This is a genomic window from Chlamydia avium 10DC88, assembly GCF_000583875.1.
Classification (GTDB): domain Bacteria; phylum Chlamydiota; class Chlamydiia; order Chlamydiales; family Chlamydiaceae; genus Chlamydia; species Chlamydia avium.
Map to the genome: position 1 here is coordinate 94922 of NZ_CP006571.1, position 18908 is coordinate 113829.

Sequence of the window (18908 nt, forward strand, 5' to 3'; positions counted from 1 at the left end):
AGTAGAGGAGATCCTGGACGTAAAGGAAGGCCTAGAGAAAGAAAACGTGTGGAAATATCATTATGGTCATCAGAACGTTTCAGAGTATGTGGTAGAGGATAAGTTGTTTTAAGAATAATGTGTCTCCTTTGCTATCTGAAGTTCGTTATTCGTTATTTTCTAGTCGTGAGGTGTCTTCAGCATCTTTTCTTAACAGGCAGTTGTAGTGATTAAATGCACGGAATATATGGATGTGTGCTCTATCCTCTGGAGAATAATCTAATTGCAGAAATCCATGAGTTGTCGAAAGTGGTGTAAGTTGTGATGGTGTTTGTGATAGGGAAGTATCTGCAAGATATTGACAAAGGCCTATAAATCCTAAGGAACTAGAAAGAGCTGAAACATGTTCGTCCTCTGCTTGGGAAGTAATGGAATCAAAGATACTTGTGAGTTGATCAACATGAAGTTGTTCGAGTTGATGTAAAATAGTTAGGCGTGTCTCCATAGGATATGCAGTAGGGCGTAGTGTGGAGAGTAAAAATGAATTCTGCAGTTTATTATAGATAGATAAACGGGGACAATTTTTTATGATAAGTTTTTGCCACCGTAGTTGGTTGTTAGCCAAGAGCTCTTGACGTATTTTATTTGTTTGTTGCTCAAGATAGGCCTGGCATTGTTGACCTAAAGTAGAAGACAACGGCCATATTTGGGGATAATGGTTAAGAAACGCAGTGAGTAAGAGTTCTTTAGGTAATAGAGACGATAGTCGAGTTTTGTATTCTTGTGAAGATCGGCGACCAACAGTATTGAGATGTTTGATAAATGCATTCCATTCCATTAGATATTGTGCTTTTATGTTGCGAATGAGTTCACGAGCAGCATGATGACTTGAGGAACTCTGCACAATGTCTAGAATAGCTTGCTGCAACTTAGGATCACATAAGGAAAGTGTTACAGGATATCGGATCAGAAACATAACCGTAGATTCAACTACCTGAGGGTTAATTTCTGAGTCTAGTTTAGGAGGACAACTACAGAATAGACCCCAAAGTGTTTCTGAAATAACTTCAAGTTTTTTGTGATTTGAGTGCTTCCTTAAAGCTTGCTGTAGGTAGGGAAAAAAGGTTGATAGTAATTTCTTAGATGATTCTGCTACATTGGGGTCAGGATCTCTTAATAATAGAGGATGTTGGAGAATAAAGAAAAATAATCGTATAGACTGAGCATACTCTTTCTCCATCGGAGTTTCATCGAGTTTTCCAAATAGGGGTGCAGAAAGAAAAACAGAGAAAGCAAGGGTTAGCTGGGGTTGGAATTGAATGCTAGATAAAAGGACACTATTTGTTTCCTTAAGTTCTAAATTTAATAGAGATGGCGGTGCAGTGGATAGCAACCGTAGAATAATCATAAATATGTGCTCTAGTTGAGGAATGACAAGAGTACCTTGTATCCCTTCAGGGAGAGAGAGAAGAGAATCGAGTGCGCATATCGATAATTTATGTGACCAACACTCTTTGAGGATAGAATTTATCACAGCAGATTGTTCTTGGTCACAATTTAGGAATTCACAAATATCTGTTTGCTTGTCTAGGTGTGTTTGTAAAGCCGAGCGAGCTAATTTCATGTAGGCATCGCAGGAAGTATTGTGGTTAATGCAAGATGGGTGGCAAAGTAAAAAAGCGGTTAGCACTATGTTCGTGGGTGGAGGTGTTGGCGTACTTGATTGATGTAGTGTTTCAGAGAAACGTGTGTAATGAATATGAAGCTCTTTAGGGAGAAAAGTGACTACTTTTTCAGCATGATCATTTGTTATTCCAGCTGCTGTTAATATAGATGAGCATGATTGTGTGAGTTCCTGGAGCATAGAGTGGGCAGCACGGTGTTGCTCAGAAGGTTGTTGTTCAGAAGAAAATAGTGATTGTAAGAATTCCAAAAGAAGTAGTGCTTGTGTTGTTGTAGTAGTCGGTGGAGGTTGAGTATTTGAGAACATTTCCGTTAATACGGAGCTAGAGGGCTGTATGCGCATAAGTTCTCGAAGAGAAGATAGAAGTAAATCCAAGGTATCTTCCAATTGTCCTAGAATTAGAGCTTTTAGGTTTTCTTCTCCTCCCAATGCTTGTATACGATTGCAATTCGTTACAAAAAGAGCAAGCGTACGAAGATACTTCACACCTATTGATGTTTGAGTATGAGAAAGAAGAACGAGATCAAACAAGTCTTTTAGTGTACGGAAATTTTGACAAGAGTGCAGAAGGCTTGCCATGTTTTTAGAAACTTTATAGTTTCCCGGGGAAGACGAAGCAAAAGGAAAAGATAAAATACGCTCGGCTTCTTCAGCAAAGACAGCAGGGTTATTTTGGCGCATTAGGTGGGATAACCACCCTACAAAGCAAGCTCGATAGAAGCAGTTTCCATCTCCAAGAACGTCAATTATATAAAAATTATTATCTAAGTACTGCAGTTGTTTTAGCTGTAAATTAGCTACGAGATATTCATCTGATTGAGGGTTTGTGTTTTGCAACTTTTGTTGTAAGTTCAGGATAGTTTGAAGAAAGATATCTTTGACTTTCATAGGATAGGTATTTAGGAATGTAGGGTTGCTAGTCTTGAGAATATCTAGGGTAGGACGAGCACTATAGGGGAGTAATCCCTGTTCTCCATAATATACTAGGGATTGTAGAGAATGGGGAGCTACCTCTTTAGGAAGATGACCTAGGGAGAGGATTCTTGATAGGAAATCAGGTTTTGTCGGGGGAGTACTTGGTGTGTAAGAAAATAGTGTGTCAAGTGAGGTAGGAGGAGGAGATCCTGAACTAGGAACATCACCCTTCACATGAGCATCGGGGGCTTTCTTCTCTTTGGGTTGTATTATTTTTTTTACAGAGGTTTCTTTTGTTCCTGGAGAAGGGGGCGGGGGAACATCTTCTGTAGGCTGCTTATCTTTTCCTAGAGTGGTTGGAATCTCTGTTTTTATGGGTTCCTCGGGTTTGGGGGGAACAACAGGGAATATAGATCGTGTGTGATCCTCTATAATATGTCGATCTAAGTAGTGGATGAGTAGGAGGATACCCAGGGTAATGATATGCAACATTATGTAGGCAATCACGCGTAGTATGCGGATATATAGGGGGTCTTGAGGGCAAGTTTGTAGGTGGTAAAAATTATTCTTGCCGTGGGGTGGGCAAGGTGGTGGGGTAGGTGACATAAAGGACACAGATAAAGGAATTTTACCTAGTTTGTAATTTTAATTTTTGAGTAGAGCTTTGAAATTTGATAATTTAAACTTCCTGATGTATATTATAACAGATTCATGGTTTTGTGGAATATTTTTATGAAAACAATGGGTTGGATACGTAGGGTTTTTCTATGTAGCTGTTTGTTTATAATTGGATGTGTTCCTTCTCCGGAGCGTGATTCTATCTGGGTTGTGGGAACAAATGCTACCTATCCACCATTTGAATTTGTTGATGCCGATGGTAAGGTTGCTGGCTTTGATATTGATCTTGCCGAAGCTCTTAGTAACAAATTGGGGAAACGTTTAGAGATACAAGAGTTTTCTTTTGACGCTTTAATTTTAAATTTGAAAAAGCACCGTATCGATGCTGTGCTTGCTGGAATGTCAATTACGAAATCCCGTAAAAAAGAAATTACTATGATTCCTTATTATGGTGATCAGGTAATTGAATTATCTTTGGTTTCCTCTCAACCCCTGGACATGGCTGCTCCCTTGGATAGATATACTTCGGTAGCTGTTCAGACAGGGACATTCCAAGAGGACTATTTATTATCTCAGCCCGGAGTGGTTGTGCGTTCTTTTGATAGTACTTTAGAAGTACTCATGGAGGTACAATGTAGGAAATCTCCTGTAGCTGTTTTTGAGCCTTCAGTAGCATGCGTAGTATTGAAAGATTTTCCTAATTTGTGTGTTACTACTCTTCCTCTTCCTGAGGATTGGAGGGTATTAGGTTTCGGTATGGGTGTAGCTAAAGATCGGCCCGAACAGGTGAAAGAAGTGCAAAAAGCTTTACAAGAGTTACAAAAGGAGGGTGTTCTTGCTGATCTCGCTAAGAAGTGGGGGTTAAGTTAAGGGCCACTCACAATATTATCTATGGAAATCCTAGGGCATCTGAATTTTTGAAAAGTTCTTTTTAGTTTTCATAAAAGTATTTTCTAGTTTGTTTAAAGATTAATTTGTGCAGCTCTTCTCCCAGCAGTTGTTTCAGAGGAGCTTCATAATTTAGTATGATTTCCTTATTTGAAGAGACTAGTGTATGTTTGGTTCTTATCCTTGCTATCCAGGGTTTCAGGATAGGTTGTCTTATGTAGGTATACATTTTTATTGCTCTACTTGTCAGGGAGTGGTTTTGCCTCATGAAGTTTCTGTTGTTGTAGTTGATAGTAATGGTCAGCCAAGTGGTGTGGCTTCTGTTTTGCGTTGTAAGAACCATCCTATTCGCGGGACACATTCTTCAGGTCCATTGACAACCTTATGGGGATTAATACCTAAAGATCAAGAAGCCGTGGACATTCGTGAGCGCATGAGCCGTATATGTTTTAGTATAAGAAACTTAGATATTTTTACTCTCTTAAGTTCCTTAGGTGGGGGGGGATGCATATTTTCCGGGGTAGTGCTTTGTATGATCGTGGCTTCTCCCATGATTCTTGGTCTGCCTTTATGGTGTTTCTCTTCTATCCTTTGTGGAGTTGGTTTTATTTTGTGTTTGCTTGGGGTCATATTGAATTATTATGCACGTTTTCGTTTACGAGAATGGCTACGCTTATCTCAGGATTATATCCGATGCTGTGATCTTATTCCGGTTCAGAAGGGGACAGAAAAGTACGTAGTTCTTACGGAATTTCCTCCTTCGTGTCATATATTGGATCCTTTATTGGCTAAGGACCCAGGAGAGACTCCCCCTTTTTCTTAATGTGCTAGACAGTTACAATTTTATTTTTTCTTTTAGGAGGTTTGGAGGAGACAATGCTACAGCAGGATATGCAAAGAAGGACAGCTTCAGGGAAGTTAATTTTTTTAGGAACAGGGAATCCTGAGGGCATCCCTGTTCCTTTTTGTTCTTGTTCTATTTGCTCAGGTAATAAAATACATCGTTTACGATCTTCAGTATTGATACAGTTTGGTAATAAAAATTTTCTCATTGATTCTAGTCCAGATTTTCGACAGCAGATGTTAACTCATAAAATCATACGTTTAGATGGGGTACTTCTTACTCATCCTCACTACGATCATATTGGAGGGATCGATGATTTGCGTGCATGGTATGTTGTGAATCAACAGACTCTTCCTGTAGTGCTTTCAGCAAGTACTTATAAATATCTTTCTAAGGCGCGAGAGCATCTGGTTCAACCTCCGAATCAATATGGGACATTAGCAGCAGCATTAGATTTCACTATTTTGAATGAATATCATGGCTCGTATTGTTTCCTTGGGTTGCCCTATACCTATGTTTCTTATTATCAAAAATTTTGTCAGGTTACTGGATATCGTGTGGGGAATCTTGCTTATCTCACGGATATGCAAAGATATGATCAGGAGATATTGAGTTATTTATCAGGAGTCGATACGGTAATTCTTTCTGTATCTCCTACGCAAGAATCTTCTCCATTTTTAGGCCGAGGTTATTCACATCTTACTTTAAGTCAGGCAGAAGATTTCACTTCTCGTTTGGGTGCCAAGCGTTTGATCCTTACTCATATTAGTCATTGCTTACAAAAAGAGCTGGATGAAGACCCTCATAGGATATGTGCTTATGATGGTATGGAAATTTCTTGGTTTATTGAAGGGATGGATAATGAAGAAGACAGATTCTGATGAGAATAAAGGTCGCGAAAGTTCTTTAGGATGGCGTTTTTCTCTTCCTTGTGAGGAACAGGATCCAAGTTTAGCTTTAGCTATAGTATGTTATGCAAGTAAGGCAGAACAGAAAAATGTCGAAGAACATAAAGAAGAGTTGATTTCTCTTGCAAGTTCTTGTGGTATTTCTGTTTTAGAGACTCGTTCTTGGATATTACGACTTCCCTCGCCATCTACATATTTAAATGAGGGGAAGTTGTTAGAAATTCAAGAAATTTTATCAAGATTTCCTTCGATTGGGACTTTAATCATTGATGAGGAAATTACTGCTTCACAGCAGAGAAATTTAGAGAAGCGTTTAGGTGTTGTTGTTTTAGACCGTACGGAAATTATTTTGGAGATTTTTGCTTCTCGAGCTTTGACTGCGGAGGCAGGTCTTCAAGTAGAGTTAGCACGTGCTCGTTATCTTCTTCCTCGTTTAAAGAGAATGTGGGGGCATTTGTCACGCCAAAAATCTGGAGGGAGTAGTGGAGGCGGTTTTGTCAAGGGAGAGGGAGAAAAACAAATCGAACTTGATAGAAGGATGATTCGAGATAAGATTCATAAGTTAACAGCAAGCTTGAAAGATGTAGAGAGACAGCGTAAAGAACGCAGGAAATCAAAAGAGAGACAGGGAATAACTTCATTTGCTTTAATTGGATACACGAACTCAGGGAAAAGCACATTATTAAATCTTTTGACTTCAGCAGATACTTATGCTGAAGATAAACTTTTTGCTACTCTAGATCCGAAAACGCGACGTTGTGTGCTTCCTTGTGGCCGGTGTGTTTTGATTACTGATACTGTTGGATTGATTCGTAAATTACCTCATACCCTGGTTGCAGCGTTTAAAAGTACTTTAGAAGCTGCTTTGCATGAAGACGTTTTACTTCATGTTGTGGATGCTTCTCATCCTCTAGCTTTTGAACACATAGAAACAACAAAATCTTTAATTCAGGAATTGGGGATTGAAAATCCTAAAATTATTACTGTATTGAATAAAGCGGACGCTCTTCCTGGAGGGAGAGTATCTACGAAATTGCGTTTATTTTCTCCACGTTCTGTGGTGATTTCAGCAAAAACTGGAGAGGGGATTCCTGCGTTTTTAGAAGTGATGTCAGAGGTTATTATGCAGAATTACCCCGAAGTACGTTTAGAATTCTCTTATAAAGATTATGGGAAGTTCACGGAACTATATGATTTAGGTTTAGTTCTTTCACATTTTTGTAAAGACGATGTTTTATTTGTAAATGCCCATTTACCTCAAGAACTAGAGAAAAAATATCGTCCATTTATTGTGTCCCATTCCTAATGTTTTCTAAGGATATGTGGGTAGAATACGTATAGAATTTTTCCTAATATTTAAGAAAAGAATCTTTAATTAGTGAGTAAAATAGCAATATTTTAGAATACTTCCATTGAATGAGTTTAATTTATAGCTAATTATTCAAACTTATGACAGTTGCGGAAGTTAAAGGTACCTTTAAGCTTGTATGTTTGGGTTGTCGTGTCAACCAGTATGAAATTCAGAGTTATCGCGATCAGTTGACTTTTTTAGGTTATCGAGAAGCCACTGATGTAGATCCCTGTGACTTATGTATTATCAATACTTGTGCCGTTACTCGATCAGCTGAAAGTTCAGGACGTCACGCTGTTCGCCAGGTGTGTAGGCAAAATCCTGAAGCTTTTTTGGTTGTCACGGGATGTTTGAGCGAGGCGGATAAGAATTTTTTTTCTTCTTTGGGTCGTCAGTGTTTATTGGTTTCCAATAAGGATAAACACCAACTTATGGAGAAAATTTTCCCTCATCTTAAAGAACTTCCTGAATTTCGCATTCGGAGTTTTGAGGGGAAATCACGGGCATTCATTAAGGTCCAGGATGGATGCAATTCTTTTTGTTCTTATTGTATTATCCCTTATTTGCGTGGCAGGTCGCGTTCACGACCTGCAGAAAATATTCTTAAAGAAGTTTCTGATTTGATTTCTCAAGGCTTTCGAGAGGTGGTGCTTGCCGGGATTAATGTTGGTGATTACAATGACGGCAGCCATACACTTGCGGATTTGATTCGTAAAGTGGATAATTTGGAGAACATAGAAAGAATTCGGATTTCTTCTATAGATCCTGAAGATGTTGATCAAAGTCTTCAGGAAGCGATTATTTTTGGTAAGCATACCTGTCATTCTTCTCATCTTGTTTTGCAATCAGGATCAAACGCAATTTTAAGGCTAATGAATAGAAAATATTCACGGAAAGATTTCTTGCATTGTGTCGAGTCTTTACGTTCTCTAGATCCTCAGTATACGTTTACTACTGATGTGATTGTCGGTTTCCCCGGAGAAACTGAACAAGATTTTGAAGAAACATTGAGGATTATTCAGGATGTAGGATTTATTAAGGTGCATATTTTTCCCTTTAGTCCCCGCGAGCGTACGAAAGCTTATACCCTACCCTCTCAAGTTCCCCCCTCAGTCATCTATGAAAGGAAAAAATATCTAGCTTCTGTTGCTGAGGAGGTGGCTTATCTGGAGATGAAGAAACGTATAGGTGGGACTTATAGTGTTCTCGTGGAAAAAATTGATGACCAAGGTATAGCGCATGGCCATACCTCATATTTTGATATGGTATGTTTCCCTTCGGATAGCAAAGTGTTTGTGAATACAATGGTTGACGTGCGTATTGATTCTGTAGAAGAAGGTATTCTTAGAGGAAATCGCATATGATTAAATTGACTCAACAGTTTAAGCCTTATACGTTGATTCCAGGGTCATGTATCCCCATCCCTGGCTCTAAATTTTATGCTCGAGTATTCCCTACGCTTTGGCAAGTATTTTCTTCTAAACATGAATTGGTCGGGGAAGGGAGGATTTCTTCATCAGGTCCTTTAAAACGTTTTTGTGTTTTTCAAGATTTACATCGGGGAGGTATTTCCGTATTCTCAGAGAAGTATAAGTATTATCTTTTGCCTTCGGGGAGAAAAGTAAGTTCTGTACGTGGTTGTCTCCCTCATGCGGATCAAGCAGAGCCTTTTCTGTCTTTGGGCGTATATAAGCATGCAGATTTGCATAAGATGCGTCTGCGGAGAGACCTAAAAGAAATTCTTCCTTTTTGGTGGCGTTTAGCAGCTTTGATACCTCCGGATTCTTCCGAGAGTTTCCAGGAGATACAAGGAGGTATTGGGAATCTTTTTCATGTTGTTCATCAAAAGATATTGCAAAGAGAGAAAACAGAAATTCATTCTTCTTTGTTATCGCTATATCTCGCAGGATTTTCCGAAAATTTTTTACCCAGAATCTATGATACAGAATATCAGGGAATTCTTAATGATTGTTTTGATGTAGATACACAATCTCATGTGCCTTTTTCTTTACTTCATGCGAGTTTTTGTTTGCTTCGTGATATTTTTATTTCCCACGATGGGGAAGTGCTTGATATCCTCCCTTCTTTACCTCCTGAGTTCCCCTGTGGAAAATTAATCCATCTTTCTCTGGAAGGTATCGGAAAAATTTCTCTAGAGTGGAGAAAGAAAACTATCCGTAAGGTTTGTTTGCATGCTCAGGAGAATAAGGATCTCTTTTTGAGGGTTTCTTCACCTTTAGTTAGTTGTCGTTTACGGCAGTGGAAACAGAAAAAGATAATTTTTTCTTCAAGGGTTTCCTTGGGAGAAATTATGGAGATAAAAGCAGGAACGACGTATGTGTGGGATTGTTTCCTTAAGTAGATAAGTTGACTAATGGTCGAGAGACTTTTAAGTTCAGAAGATATTTCCTTGCTTGTTTCAGGAAGGCAGGTCTGTCCTCATAAATTTTTGGGTATTCTTTCTATAGAAGAAACCCAGGATAGGATTGTTCTTTTTCGTCCCGGGGCATCTTCTGTTGCTATAGAGTTTCAAGGAAGTATAGAATATGCACATGCCCACAATTCAGGGATGTTTTCTTTTCCTGTTCCCAAAGGAACTCTTCCTCAGGACTATCGTATTTATCATCAAAATGGATTACTGGCTCATGATCCCTATGCGTTCCCATTGCTGTGGGGAGATTGGGATATATTTTTATTTCGTCAGGGGAATCATCGTCGTATTTATGATCGTATGGGAGCTATTCCTTGTGAGGTTTATGGTATCCATGGTGTTTTATTTGTTGTTTGGGCGCCTCATGCTCAACGCGTCTCTGTAGTTGGAGATTTTAATTTTTGGAATGGTTTAGTGAATCCTTTGAGTAAGTTAGGGGATTCAGGAATTTGGGAGCTCTTTGTTCCTGGTCTCCCCGAGGGAACCATATATAAATGGGAAATAGTCACCCATTCGGGAGATATAATAGTAAAAACTGATCCTTATGGAAAAAGTTTTGGTGTTCCTCCTCAGAGTGTTTCTCGGGTTGTAAATAGCGATAGCTATGTGTGGCAGGATTCCTTATGGATGGAGAATCGGAAGAGTTTGACTCGAGAACGTCCTTTAATGATTTATGAAGTGCATTTAGGTTCTTGGCAGTGGGAAGAGGGGAAGCCTTTAGGGTATCGTCAAATTGCTGAAAGATTAGCTCGCTATTGTCAAGACATGCATTATACTCATGTGGAGTTATTACCTATAACAGAACATCCATTGAACGAGTCTTGGGGGTATCAGGTTACGGGATATTATGCCCCTACTTTACGTTATGGTTCCCCAGAAGATTTCCAATTTTTTGTAGATTATTTACATTGTCAGGGGATTGGCGTGATTCTTGACTGGGTCCCTGGGCATTTCCCTACAGATACTTTTGCTTTATCTTCTTTCGACGGATCTCCTGTATATGAATCTGTTGATTATCAGGATCCTCTTCATCCCCATTGGGGGACATATACGTTTAATTATCGTAGTCCCGAGGTTGTGAATTTCTTACTAGGTAGTGCCCTATTCTGGTTAGATAAGATGCATATCGACGGCTTGCGTGTTGATGCCGTTAGTTCTATGCTTTATTTGGATTATGGGCGTAAGCAAGGGGAGTGGATCTCTAATATTTATGGAGGTAGAGAAAATCTCGAGGCTATTGAATTTTTGAAACGTTTAAATTCTGTGGTTCATGAGGAATTCCCTGGGGTCTTAATGTTCGCTGAAGAATCTACGGATTTTCCTAAAGTTACAGAACCTGTGAGTTGTGGAGGATTAGGTTTTGATTATAAATGGAACCTAGGATGGATGCACGATACGTTTCGCTATTTCAAAGTTGATCCTATTTTTCGTTCTTATCATCATGATGATCTTACTTTCGCTCTTTGGTATGCTTTTAATGAAAAGTACCTTCTTCCTCTTTCTCATGATGAAGTTGTACATGGTAAAGGTAGTTTATTATCAAAAATGCCTGGAAATTCTTGGGAGAAGTTTGCTCATATGCGTTTGCTATTGAGTTATCATATCTGCCAGCCAGGTAAGAAACTCATTTTTATGGGTGGGGAGTTTGCTCAGGAACACGAGTGGTCTCCCGAGCGTCCCTTAGATTGGAGTGTACTTCAGCATTCAGAAAATATTGCTTTACATCGGTGTGTTGCCGATATGAATTCTCTATATTGTCGTCTTCCTTATTTTTGGTTAGGAGATGGGACTCCCGAGTCTTTCCTCTGGGTAGATTTTCAAGATACTGAGAATCACGTGATTGCTTATTACCGTTTTGCTGGTGATGATCGTAGTCAGGCCGCACTTTGTATTCACCATTTCAGTCCTATCTATTTCCCTTCCTATGTTTTTCATTGTCATAATATAGACACTTGTCAGCTCATTTTTAATAGTGATTCTATAGAATATGGAGGGTCAGGGAAAGGTCATCGCCCTCCTATTTTTTGTCGAGATGCTCAAGGGGTTTCTTGGGGAATTGATGTAGATCTTCCTCCTTTAGCTACTTTGATATTTCAAGTTACTTTTTATTCATCTTAATTAATTATCCAAAATATAATTTATTTGTTTTTGTTGTTTGTTTTCATAACTTAATTTGTGATTATAATTAATTAAATCAAATAGATTGTATTTTTATTTATGTCTGTTTCTAGAATTCCCAAAGATGATCCTAATAACTTAGGTATGGTGAGACAGTTAGGTACCTATCCTATAGCTAATCGAGGGTCGTCAAATAGTTCTGTCCCTTCTCCGATATCTTTATATCCTAAGGATATCTCTATAGAAAATAAACAGTTTTCACATTCTGTAGGTTTGTTCGCTGGGTTAGCAATTTTTACCTTGGCTATGGTTATTGTTGTTGTAGCATTAACTTGCTTAGCTCCTGGGATTCCTCAGTCTATTATTTTAGCTATAGCTCTGTCTGGTGTTTCTCTAGGCGGAATTTCTGCTATGAAAAATATAGTCTATAAAATCAGAGATGTTTTTTCTCCCCATATGTCTGAGAAACAGCGTATTAAGAGTGCCATGGGAGTGGGGATAGGATTTTCAGCTCTAGGATTTGCTATGAAAGTAGGAGGAATCTTTGTTCCTGGAGGATATGATGCTGTTGTCGGACGATTAGGAGGAAGTGCCTCTTCAGGAGGAACGAGTTCTTTATTTACGAGCCTCTCTCACTACATCTATGTCAAACATTTTCGTTCTCAAAAAGCAGCTTCTGGAGAGCCTCTGACGCGTATTGAAATCATGCAAGAAGCAAGAAAACTACATTACATTAGCTTGAGTTTATTGAGCTTAGGAACGGGATTTGCAATTCTGGGTATTGTTCTGGGTATCGTAGGTAGTTTGGTTGTAGGAGGAGTGCCTGCAGCAGTCCTACTGGTTCTCTCACCTCCTTTGATTTCTATTGGCATTGAATTTGTTTTAAGGACACTATTACATAGTAGTGTTGCTAAGTGGAAAAACTTTTTAGAATCTAGAAGAAAACAAGAATTATTTGTTGATTTTGGATTGAAAGATATACGTAATGAAGTTTTGTTAGGCGAAGATCTTGAGGAGAGTATTAGTATTAACAATCTTCATGAGGAAGGTACGCCTCAGTACGCAAATATCCAGGGAAAAGGGGGAGCTGGGATTTCTTCTGAGGAAATTAATCGTCGTTTGTCTTTAACAACACGTCAGAAGATATTATTTTCTCTTTCTGTGCTACTTTTAATCGCAGGAATTGCTGCAATTTTTGCTTCGGGATTTGCAGGGATGACTGCTATTCAGGTTCTTCTTGTATCTACTATAGGATCTACAGTTGCTTTTTCAGTACTCCCTATGGTTTCCTCAGGTTTCGCTCACAGTGTATTCCAAATGAAAGCGCGATTTAAAATTGCTCAAGCTCGTCGAAAAGAAAAACTTGAGAAACAACGGTTTCTTCGGCAACTTCCCAAAGATGTGGAAAAACTTTGTACAGAAGAAGAGATTAATCATCTTTGGGCAACTTTTGGATCTGATGTCATTGTAAATACCGAGGTTTCTATAAAGCGAGAACTGGATGCTTTTGATAAAGGGATTAGCACGCAAGGGAGTATATTCGCGGGGATTTTCCTTGTCTGTGGGATAGGTATCATGCTATTTGCTTTGATTCCTGCTCTCAGCCCTATTGTTGCAGGAATTTTAAAAATTGGTTCCACATTTTTGGTTATTAGCGGTGGGCTTTATCTAAAGCAGCTCTCGTCATGGATGTTCCTACAGCTAGTGAAATTACGCTACCGTTTGAATTTGCGTAGGGAGCAATTACACCACTTCACTTCGAAAAATGATATTTCTGACGAGAGCTTTATTCCTATCGATCCCGTGTTCGATGATCTAAATCCCGGGGATTTCGATGCTAGTGACAACAGTTCTGAATAAAATCTCATTTTTAGTTCTTTAGTTTTTCTTTATTTATTTTTAACAAAATTATTTTTGTGTTTTTATTTATTTTATTAATTTTTTTGTATGTTGATAAAATATGTTTATAAATAAAAATATTTTTTTAATATAAAAGGGGACGCATATGTCCGGGGTTAGTGGAATCAGTGGTGGGTCAGGAACAGGAAGAATTCCCCCTGAGAGAAATGGTGATGATGATAAGTCAGTTAATAAGGGAAGTATCGGTGGACATGAGGTGTCTTCACGAAGTTTCTCTGAATCATCTGAGAACAGCAGTTCCAATGTTCAGCAAAGAGCTCAAGAATTACTAAGTCAACGATTTGATGTGCGTTCTCCTGAGGAGCATGCAGACTATTTAGCTTCTCAAAATAGAGGAACAAATCCTGGATTTTTAAGTCGTATTTGGAAAGCAGTTAGAGATTTCTTCCGTCGACCACAACAACAACCCATGGAAATTTCTTCACCAAGACTTGTTGGTTATCGTAGTCGTGGATTAGAAATTCCAGCAAGACAGGAGTTTTTCTCGCGTTTAGTACGAGTTAGCTCTGATAACAGGCTTCCTTCCGATGAGGATATAAGTTCTGGAGATGAAGGTACTTCAAGGGAAGTATCTTCTACTGATATGGGCGAAAGTACAGCTACTACATCAGCAGCATCTTCAAAAATCTCTGGATCTAAATATCGTGAGAGGTTGTCTAATCTTGGAAGTAGGTTCTCCAGTTTCTTCAATACGGCATGGTCTAGAAGCGAGGAGCATACAGGACCTTTGGATCCCCAACATCTTATATCTCCTGAAGAGCTACGTGCAATGGCAGATAGTTATGAAAGATTATCTGGATATGCTACCGATGATTCTGAAAGACAACAGATGGCAGAGTTGGCCCGGGATTGCCGTGAAAGAGCAGAGTCACTAGATTCTTCCTCCGGAGGAGAGGAATTTGTACGCGTTGTAGGGAACTCTTCATTTTATGTAGAAGACGTAGAACGTGTGGTTCGCGGTGCTTCTGATAATGATCTTACACGGATTATGAAAGAGGCAGAAGAGGCAGAGCATATTCTAGGTGAGATTGATGAAGATGTTCGAGTTGTTCTGGAATCTGCAGATAGAGTAGTTTTACAATTAGAATCAGATCATTCATTAAGAAATCGCATTCGTGATGCATTGAGGAGATTAGGAGAAAGCATTGTCTCCATGTTAAATGTGATAAGAACAGTAATTGTTGGTTTATTCCGTTCCATGAAAAGAGGAATTGTCGCCCTGGGAGAAGCAATTACGCGATGCTGCCGCTATAATGAGGAAAGTAGAATATATGAAGAAGTAGCAGCTACGCAGAGTTCCGAAGGGGAATCACGATTAAGAAACATGGCAAACACTGTTAAAGAGCGTTTGCGTACTATCCTACGACAAAATAGCGATTCTATTTCGCTTTCTAGCAGGATAGTTGGCCTTTGGAGACGAGGTAGGCCAGATTCTGTTGTTTTAGGTGATGATAGTGTGATCGGTGGACAAGGATCTGACGGTTTATATGAAATTATGGACCTCTTCACACCCAATAGAAGAGGCGGAGTCCTAGGGAATTATGATGAAGAACCTCATTATCGGATACCTGATAGAATTCCTGTACCTCAAAGAGAACCAAATCCTTATGTAGGTGAAGAGCCTGAATCCTTTCCAGGTATACCGCTGTCAGGGATATATGACCATCCTCGTAGTCGTTTTATTTACGATATACCCCGTACTAGTGACTACGACACCCCTCGTTTTACGGGTAGAGAATCGGAGTATTTAGAAATAATTGGATCTGTTGATGGTGCTAGTGAAGAAAATATCTATGAAGAGCTCGAGGTATTTGGTGGGAACTCAGATGAAGGAGTAAAAGTAGAATTAGGAGTGACTCCCGGGTATGGAGCTGCGGCAAAAGCAGCTCTTATGTCAGATGGATTAGCAAGAGCACAAAAACGAGTACAGTTTCAGTTACAAGTCATGGTAGAGGAGTTTGATCCTGACCGTCCTCCTTCTACTATTGGTAATACGAATACATATTCTGCGCCATTGCGTAATAGTATGGGTGATGAAGAAAGCACATCTATCTTAGGAACCATAAGAAGAGCATTTGGAAATTTTCGCTCAAAAACGAATCAATAGATAAATAGTATTTAAAATACAAAAAGCTATAGAGAAATACTTTTCTATGGCTTTTTGTATTTTTATGATTTTAATTTTTTCATGTAGGCATCTTTCTTCTTATCTCAAATAACATGGAGAAGAAGATTCTTCTTTTGATAGCTATGATTTTTTCTTAGAGATGTTAAAAAGTAATATGTGTTCCTATGTGTAGGTAATTAGAGAAGGTGGATGAGGAGATTTCGCCTTTATAATTGCATAGGATTTTCATGTTGTGGAAGATTTGTGTTTCATTATTGATATTTGCTGCGAAAGCATTTCTGGCTACAGGGCTTCCTTGAGAGAGCCACGAGCCGTTGCTAGCGATTAGAGTGGTTAGGATTTTAGGGTATTGTCTGTACACAAGAGGTTGGTAGGAGAGATAGCATTTCCATAGGGAAGGAGCCGTGAAACTATCTTGTTTTATTTGTATAAAGATTCCTATGGGTAGTGCCAAAGTATGTAGGGGGGATTCTGTAGAAAATATTCGAGGATAGTCTCCTATTTCTTTACACTGGGATGTTCCTGAAGCGAAGGCCACAGCTTCCAGAAATGCTGCTAGGCTATAATTTTTTCGCATTAGGAAGATAAGAGTGGTTTCAAGTGTCGCAAGAAAGCTATGAGTATAGAATGTTCCTTGAGAAGATTTATTATTTTCGTAGTGACTAGAGAGTTTATGATCACCATAGTTGTAAGCTAAAGATCCTGTGGTGATGAGTTTCTTATGCATCCAAGGGAGCTGAATTTGCATTCCGGCGAGATAGCTTTTTGATGAGATTTTATTGTGAGTAACTTTTTCTTTGATATGCGTGAATTGCTGAGAGAATATGAAGGCGAGTTTTTGATTTGATATTGTTGTAGATGCAGGGACGACAGCATATCCTCCCGAGATCATATGGAATCCGTGGATATGATTTCTTGTACTTTGATGAATATTGGTGCCTAGGCCATAACCAGAGATGAAGAAGCTACTCTCTTCATCGGTGGGGGGGGGGGGGTAGTGGGATTTTGTAGTATATAGATTCCCCCACAAGGAGTTAGCAACTAAAGGAGTATTGTATTTAGGATTGGGAATGTAGTATTGAGTGGCGGTCCAGTCAGCATAAAGCATACGGTGAGAAGTATTTGCTGTATCTAGAGTTGTTCCTGCTGTTGTAGTATATTCTTCCCAATAGGGGGACCAGATGCCTTGATAGCCATAGTGTTGTGTGTCATTAATGGCTTCGATATTGAGATTGTCAATAGTAATTTTTTTTGTAGCATTATCACAGAGATAAAGGAAGGGAACTTTAGTAATGGAATTAGATAGGTCTACGTATTCATAGGGGTTTTCATTTTCATCATTAACTAAGGTTAAGTTTCCTGAAATTGTTACAGTGGGGTTGTTATCCTCAGTATATGTAGTAGTGTTATCAGTAGTAGTACTACTAGGATAGATCCATATTTTTGGAGCTTGTGCGTCTTCTTTGAGTAGAGAGGGCAGATTAAGAGAGAGCTTTGTAATTTCTAAGTTGCAATTTTCTGTGGTAGTATTAGACCCTGCTTGTTTTTCTGTTCTGATTATTCCTTGATTTCCTAGACGTAAGAACCCTTCAGTTTGTGTCAAAGAATATAGGGCTAGGCAGGCTCGGTCTTCTACAGCCAGTGTCCCATAAGCGATTTGATTTGTATTTTGTAAATAGCTTGTATAATCTGCTTCTTGTGGTGATGCATCTGGAACATTAGCTCCCGAAAGAAGAACGGTCCCTAAATGGTAAGTTTCTGGATTAATAGTTACGGATGCTGATGGGGTCGTGTTTTCAATAGGATCATAAAAAACAATACAATATCCTTTTCGTGATCCAATTTTTAAGTCGAGATATTCTGTAGTACTGATGGCATTTCTATAATATTTATCAGTTGTTGAAGTGAAGTTTCTATTAAAGATGATATCACCATAGTCTGCTGACAAATAAAATTCTGCTGCTGCGTTTTCCTGCCCTTGATTTATTAAAGCTCCTCCTTGTTGTGAGTTATTATTTGAAAATAATATAGGACCGTTATCGCGAATTGTGAGGTTTTTAGTATAAATCCCACCGCCGAGTTTTACAGCAATATTATTGGTGAAAGTAATTGTTTTGCGATTATTTATTATATTACAAGAATCAATACAGTAAATAGCGCCGCCTCCTGCTCCTGTCTCCCTATTACTAACACAGTAATTGTTGGAGAAAGTAATTAATTCGTCATTGTCAGAAATTATTAATGTCTCTGCATAAATGCACCCATTATTTCCCCCTTGGTTATTCTTAAATGTAATGGGGGCATGGTTTTGTGTTATAGTTACAGTCTTTATCGCTCCTATACTTCCTCCCCTGCCATATTTGTTAGATTGATGATTGGACCAGTTACATTTATTATTTTGAAATGTTATTTCCCCATAGTTATTGCTGATCGTTATATTATTACGTGCATAGAGTGCCCCTCCTTCATCTGTTGCGATATTATTTAGAAAATGTATAGGGCCTTGATTATTAGAGATATCGATATTTATAGCTCGTATAGCTCCTGCATTTTTATAGATGCCTGAGGATCCTGCTATATTTTCCATAAAGCAACATAGCTGTTGATTATTCGAGATGACGCAATTGTTTAGGCAGTAGATAGCACCCCCATTTCCTATAGTGTGGTTTGCTTGGAAGATCACAGGGCCAGGATTATTTATAATACTGAGATTATTTACAGCAATGCCTCCGCCTCCTTCCTCTTGTGACTGTGAAAACTGACCTCTTATATAGAAATAGTCGTTGTTAGAGATCTCGAAGTCTACACTTGTATCATTTAGTTTTCCTAGAGTTTTAGATGAAAGATAGGAAAAATAGGAATCCTCGAGATTTTCGATATCAAAAGATTCAGATGATGCATAATCATTTGCTAGGATATTGTGCGGATAAAATGTAGTCAAACAACTGAGTAAAACAAGAGAACAAGCGTAGGAGCGCATAATTGGATAACTAACAACCAGAGAATCACGTACTATACGTCTCTATAACGTATGTCTGATAAGTTGTCTAGGTGTTTATTTGTAATTATTTTTCTGTTTTTGAATAGCTTTATTTTTGTATTTATAAGAGAAGAAAGTTTATAA

General features: G+C 38.7%; 11 protein-coding genes. 9 read left to right on the forward strand and 2 right to left on the reverse strand.

From position 1 onward, the window contains the following. Positions 1–145 precede the first annotated feature (145 nt). Complete coding sequence (locus tag RT28_RS00415; RefSeq protein ID WP_240991516.1) at positions 146–3184, reverse strand: OTU family ubiquitin thioesterase; 3039 nt, start codon at positions 3182–3184, stop codon at positions 146–148. Between the two features lie 126 nt (positions 3185–3310). Here RT28_RS00415 and RT28_RS00420 point away from each other — a divergent pair, with 126 nt between their 5' ends. From RT28_RS00420 to RT28_RS00460, 9 genes are all read left to right on the forward strand, one after another. Next, positions 3311–4066: a transporter substrate-binding domain-containing protein gene (locus RT28_RS00420; RefSeq protein ID WP_038501253.1), complete on the forward strand. Its 756-nt coding sequence runs from the start codon at positions 3311–3313 to the stop codon at positions 4064–4066. A 184-nt stretch (positions 4067–4250) separates the two neighbouring features. After that, positions 4251–4907: a hypothetical protein gene (locus RT28_RS00425; RefSeq protein WP_038500059.1), complete on the forward strand. Its 657-nt coding sequence runs from the start codon at positions 4251–4253 to the stop codon at positions 4905–4907. A 68-nt stretch (positions 4908–4975) separates the two neighbouring features. Continuing rightward, entirely contained in the window at positions 4976–5809 is an 834-nt protein-coding gene (locus RT28_RS00430; protein ID WP_240991539.1) for an MBL fold metallo-hydrolase, read from the forward strand. After that, positions 5790–7142 (forward strand): GTPase HflX, encoded by a 1353-nt coding sequence (hflX, locus tag RT28_RS00435; RefSeq protein WP_038500065.1) that lies wholly within the window; start codon positions 5790–5792, stop codon positions 7140–7142. The genes RT28_RS00430 and hflX overlap by 20 nt, the downstream gene beginning before the upstream one ends. A gap of 143 nt (positions 7143–7285) precedes the next feature. Further along, positions 7286–8551, forward strand: coding sequence for a tRNA (N(6)-L-threonylcarbamoyladenosine(37)-C(2))-methylthiotransferase MtaB (gene mtaB / locus RT28_RS00440; protein WP_038500067.1), 1266 nt, complete (start codon positions 7286–7288; stop codon positions 8549–8551). Continuing rightward, positions 8548–9549 (forward strand): hypothetical protein, encoded by a 1002-nt coding sequence (locus RT28_RS00445; RefSeq protein WP_038500070.1) that lies wholly within the window; start codon positions 8548–8550, stop codon positions 9547–9549. Before mtaB ends, RT28_RS00445 begins: the two co-directional genes overlap by 4 nt. Positions 9550–9561: 12 nt before the next feature. After that, positions 9562–11736 (forward strand): 1,4-alpha-glucan branching protein GlgB, encoded by a 2175-nt coding sequence (gene glgB / locus RT28_RS00450; RefSeq protein WP_038500073.1) that lies wholly within the window; start codon positions 9562–9564, stop codon positions 11734–11736. Positions 11737–11835: 99 nt separating this feature from the next. After that, positions 11836–13596, forward strand: a complete 1761-nt coding sequence (locus RT28_RS00455; RefSeq protein ID WP_038500076.1) for a hypothetical protein — start codon at positions 11836–11838, stop codon at positions 13594–13596. Between the two features lie 145 nt (positions 13597–13741). Then, entirely contained in the window at positions 13742–15763 is a 2022-nt protein-coding gene (locus RT28_RS00460; protein WP_038500079.1) for a hypothetical protein, read from the forward strand. A gap of 163 nt (positions 15764–15926) precedes the next feature. On the opposite strand, the gene RT28_RS00465 is transcribed toward RT28_RS00460, so the two are convergent. After that, the gene (locus tag RT28_RS00465) at positions 15927–18764 is read right to left on the reverse strand and encodes a polymorphic outer membrane protein middle domain-containing protein (RefSeq protein WP_051485696.1); all 2838 of its coding nucleotides are present in this window, start codon (positions 18762–18764) and stop codon (positions 15927–15929) included. Between the last annotated feature and the right edge of the window lie 144 nt (positions 18765–18908).

Bases quoted from the DNA above. Each gene is read 5' to 3' on its own strand.
- RT28_RS00415 (WP_240991516.1), bottom strand. From the start codon at position 3,184: ATGTCACCTACCCCACCACCTTGCCCACCCCACGGCAAGAATAATTTT.
- RT28_RS00420 (WP_038501253.1), top strand. From the start codon at position 3,311: ATGAAAACAATGGGTTGGATACGTAGGGTTTTTCTATGTAGCTGTTTG.
- RT28_RS00425 (WP_038500059.1), top strand. From the start codon at position 4,251: ATGTTTGGTTCTTATCCTTGCTATCCAGGGTTTCAGGATAGGTTGTCT.
- RT28_RS00430 (WP_240991539.1), top strand. From the start codon at position 4,976: ATGCAAAGAAGGACAGCTTCAGGGAAGTTAATTTTTTTAGGAACAGGG.
- hflX (WP_038500065.1), top strand. From the start codon at position 5,790: ATGAAGAAGACAGATTCTGATGAGAATAAAGGTCGCGAAAGTTCTTTA.
- mtaB (WP_038500067.1), top strand. From the start codon at position 7,286: ATGACAGTTGCGGAAGTTAAAGGTACCTTTAAGCTTGTATGTTTGGGT.
- RT28_RS00445 (WP_038500070.1), top strand. From the start codon at position 8,548: ATGATTAAATTGACTCAACAGTTTAAGCCTTATACGTTGATTCCAGGG.
- glgB (WP_038500073.1), top strand. From the start codon at position 9,562: ATGGTCGAGAGACTTTTAAGTTCAGAAGATATTTCCTTGCTTGTTTCA.
- RT28_RS00455 (WP_038500076.1), top strand. From the start codon at position 11,836: ATGTCTGTTTCTAGAATTCCCAAAGATGATCCTAATAACTTAGGTATG.
- RT28_RS00460 (WP_038500079.1), top strand. From the start codon at position 13,742: ATGTCCGGGGTTAGTGGAATCAGTGGTGGGTCAGGAACAGGAAGAATT.
- RT28_RS00465 (WP_051485696.1), bottom strand. From the start codon at position 18,764: ATGCGCTCCTACGCTTGTTCTCTTGTTTTACTCAGTTGTTTGACTACA.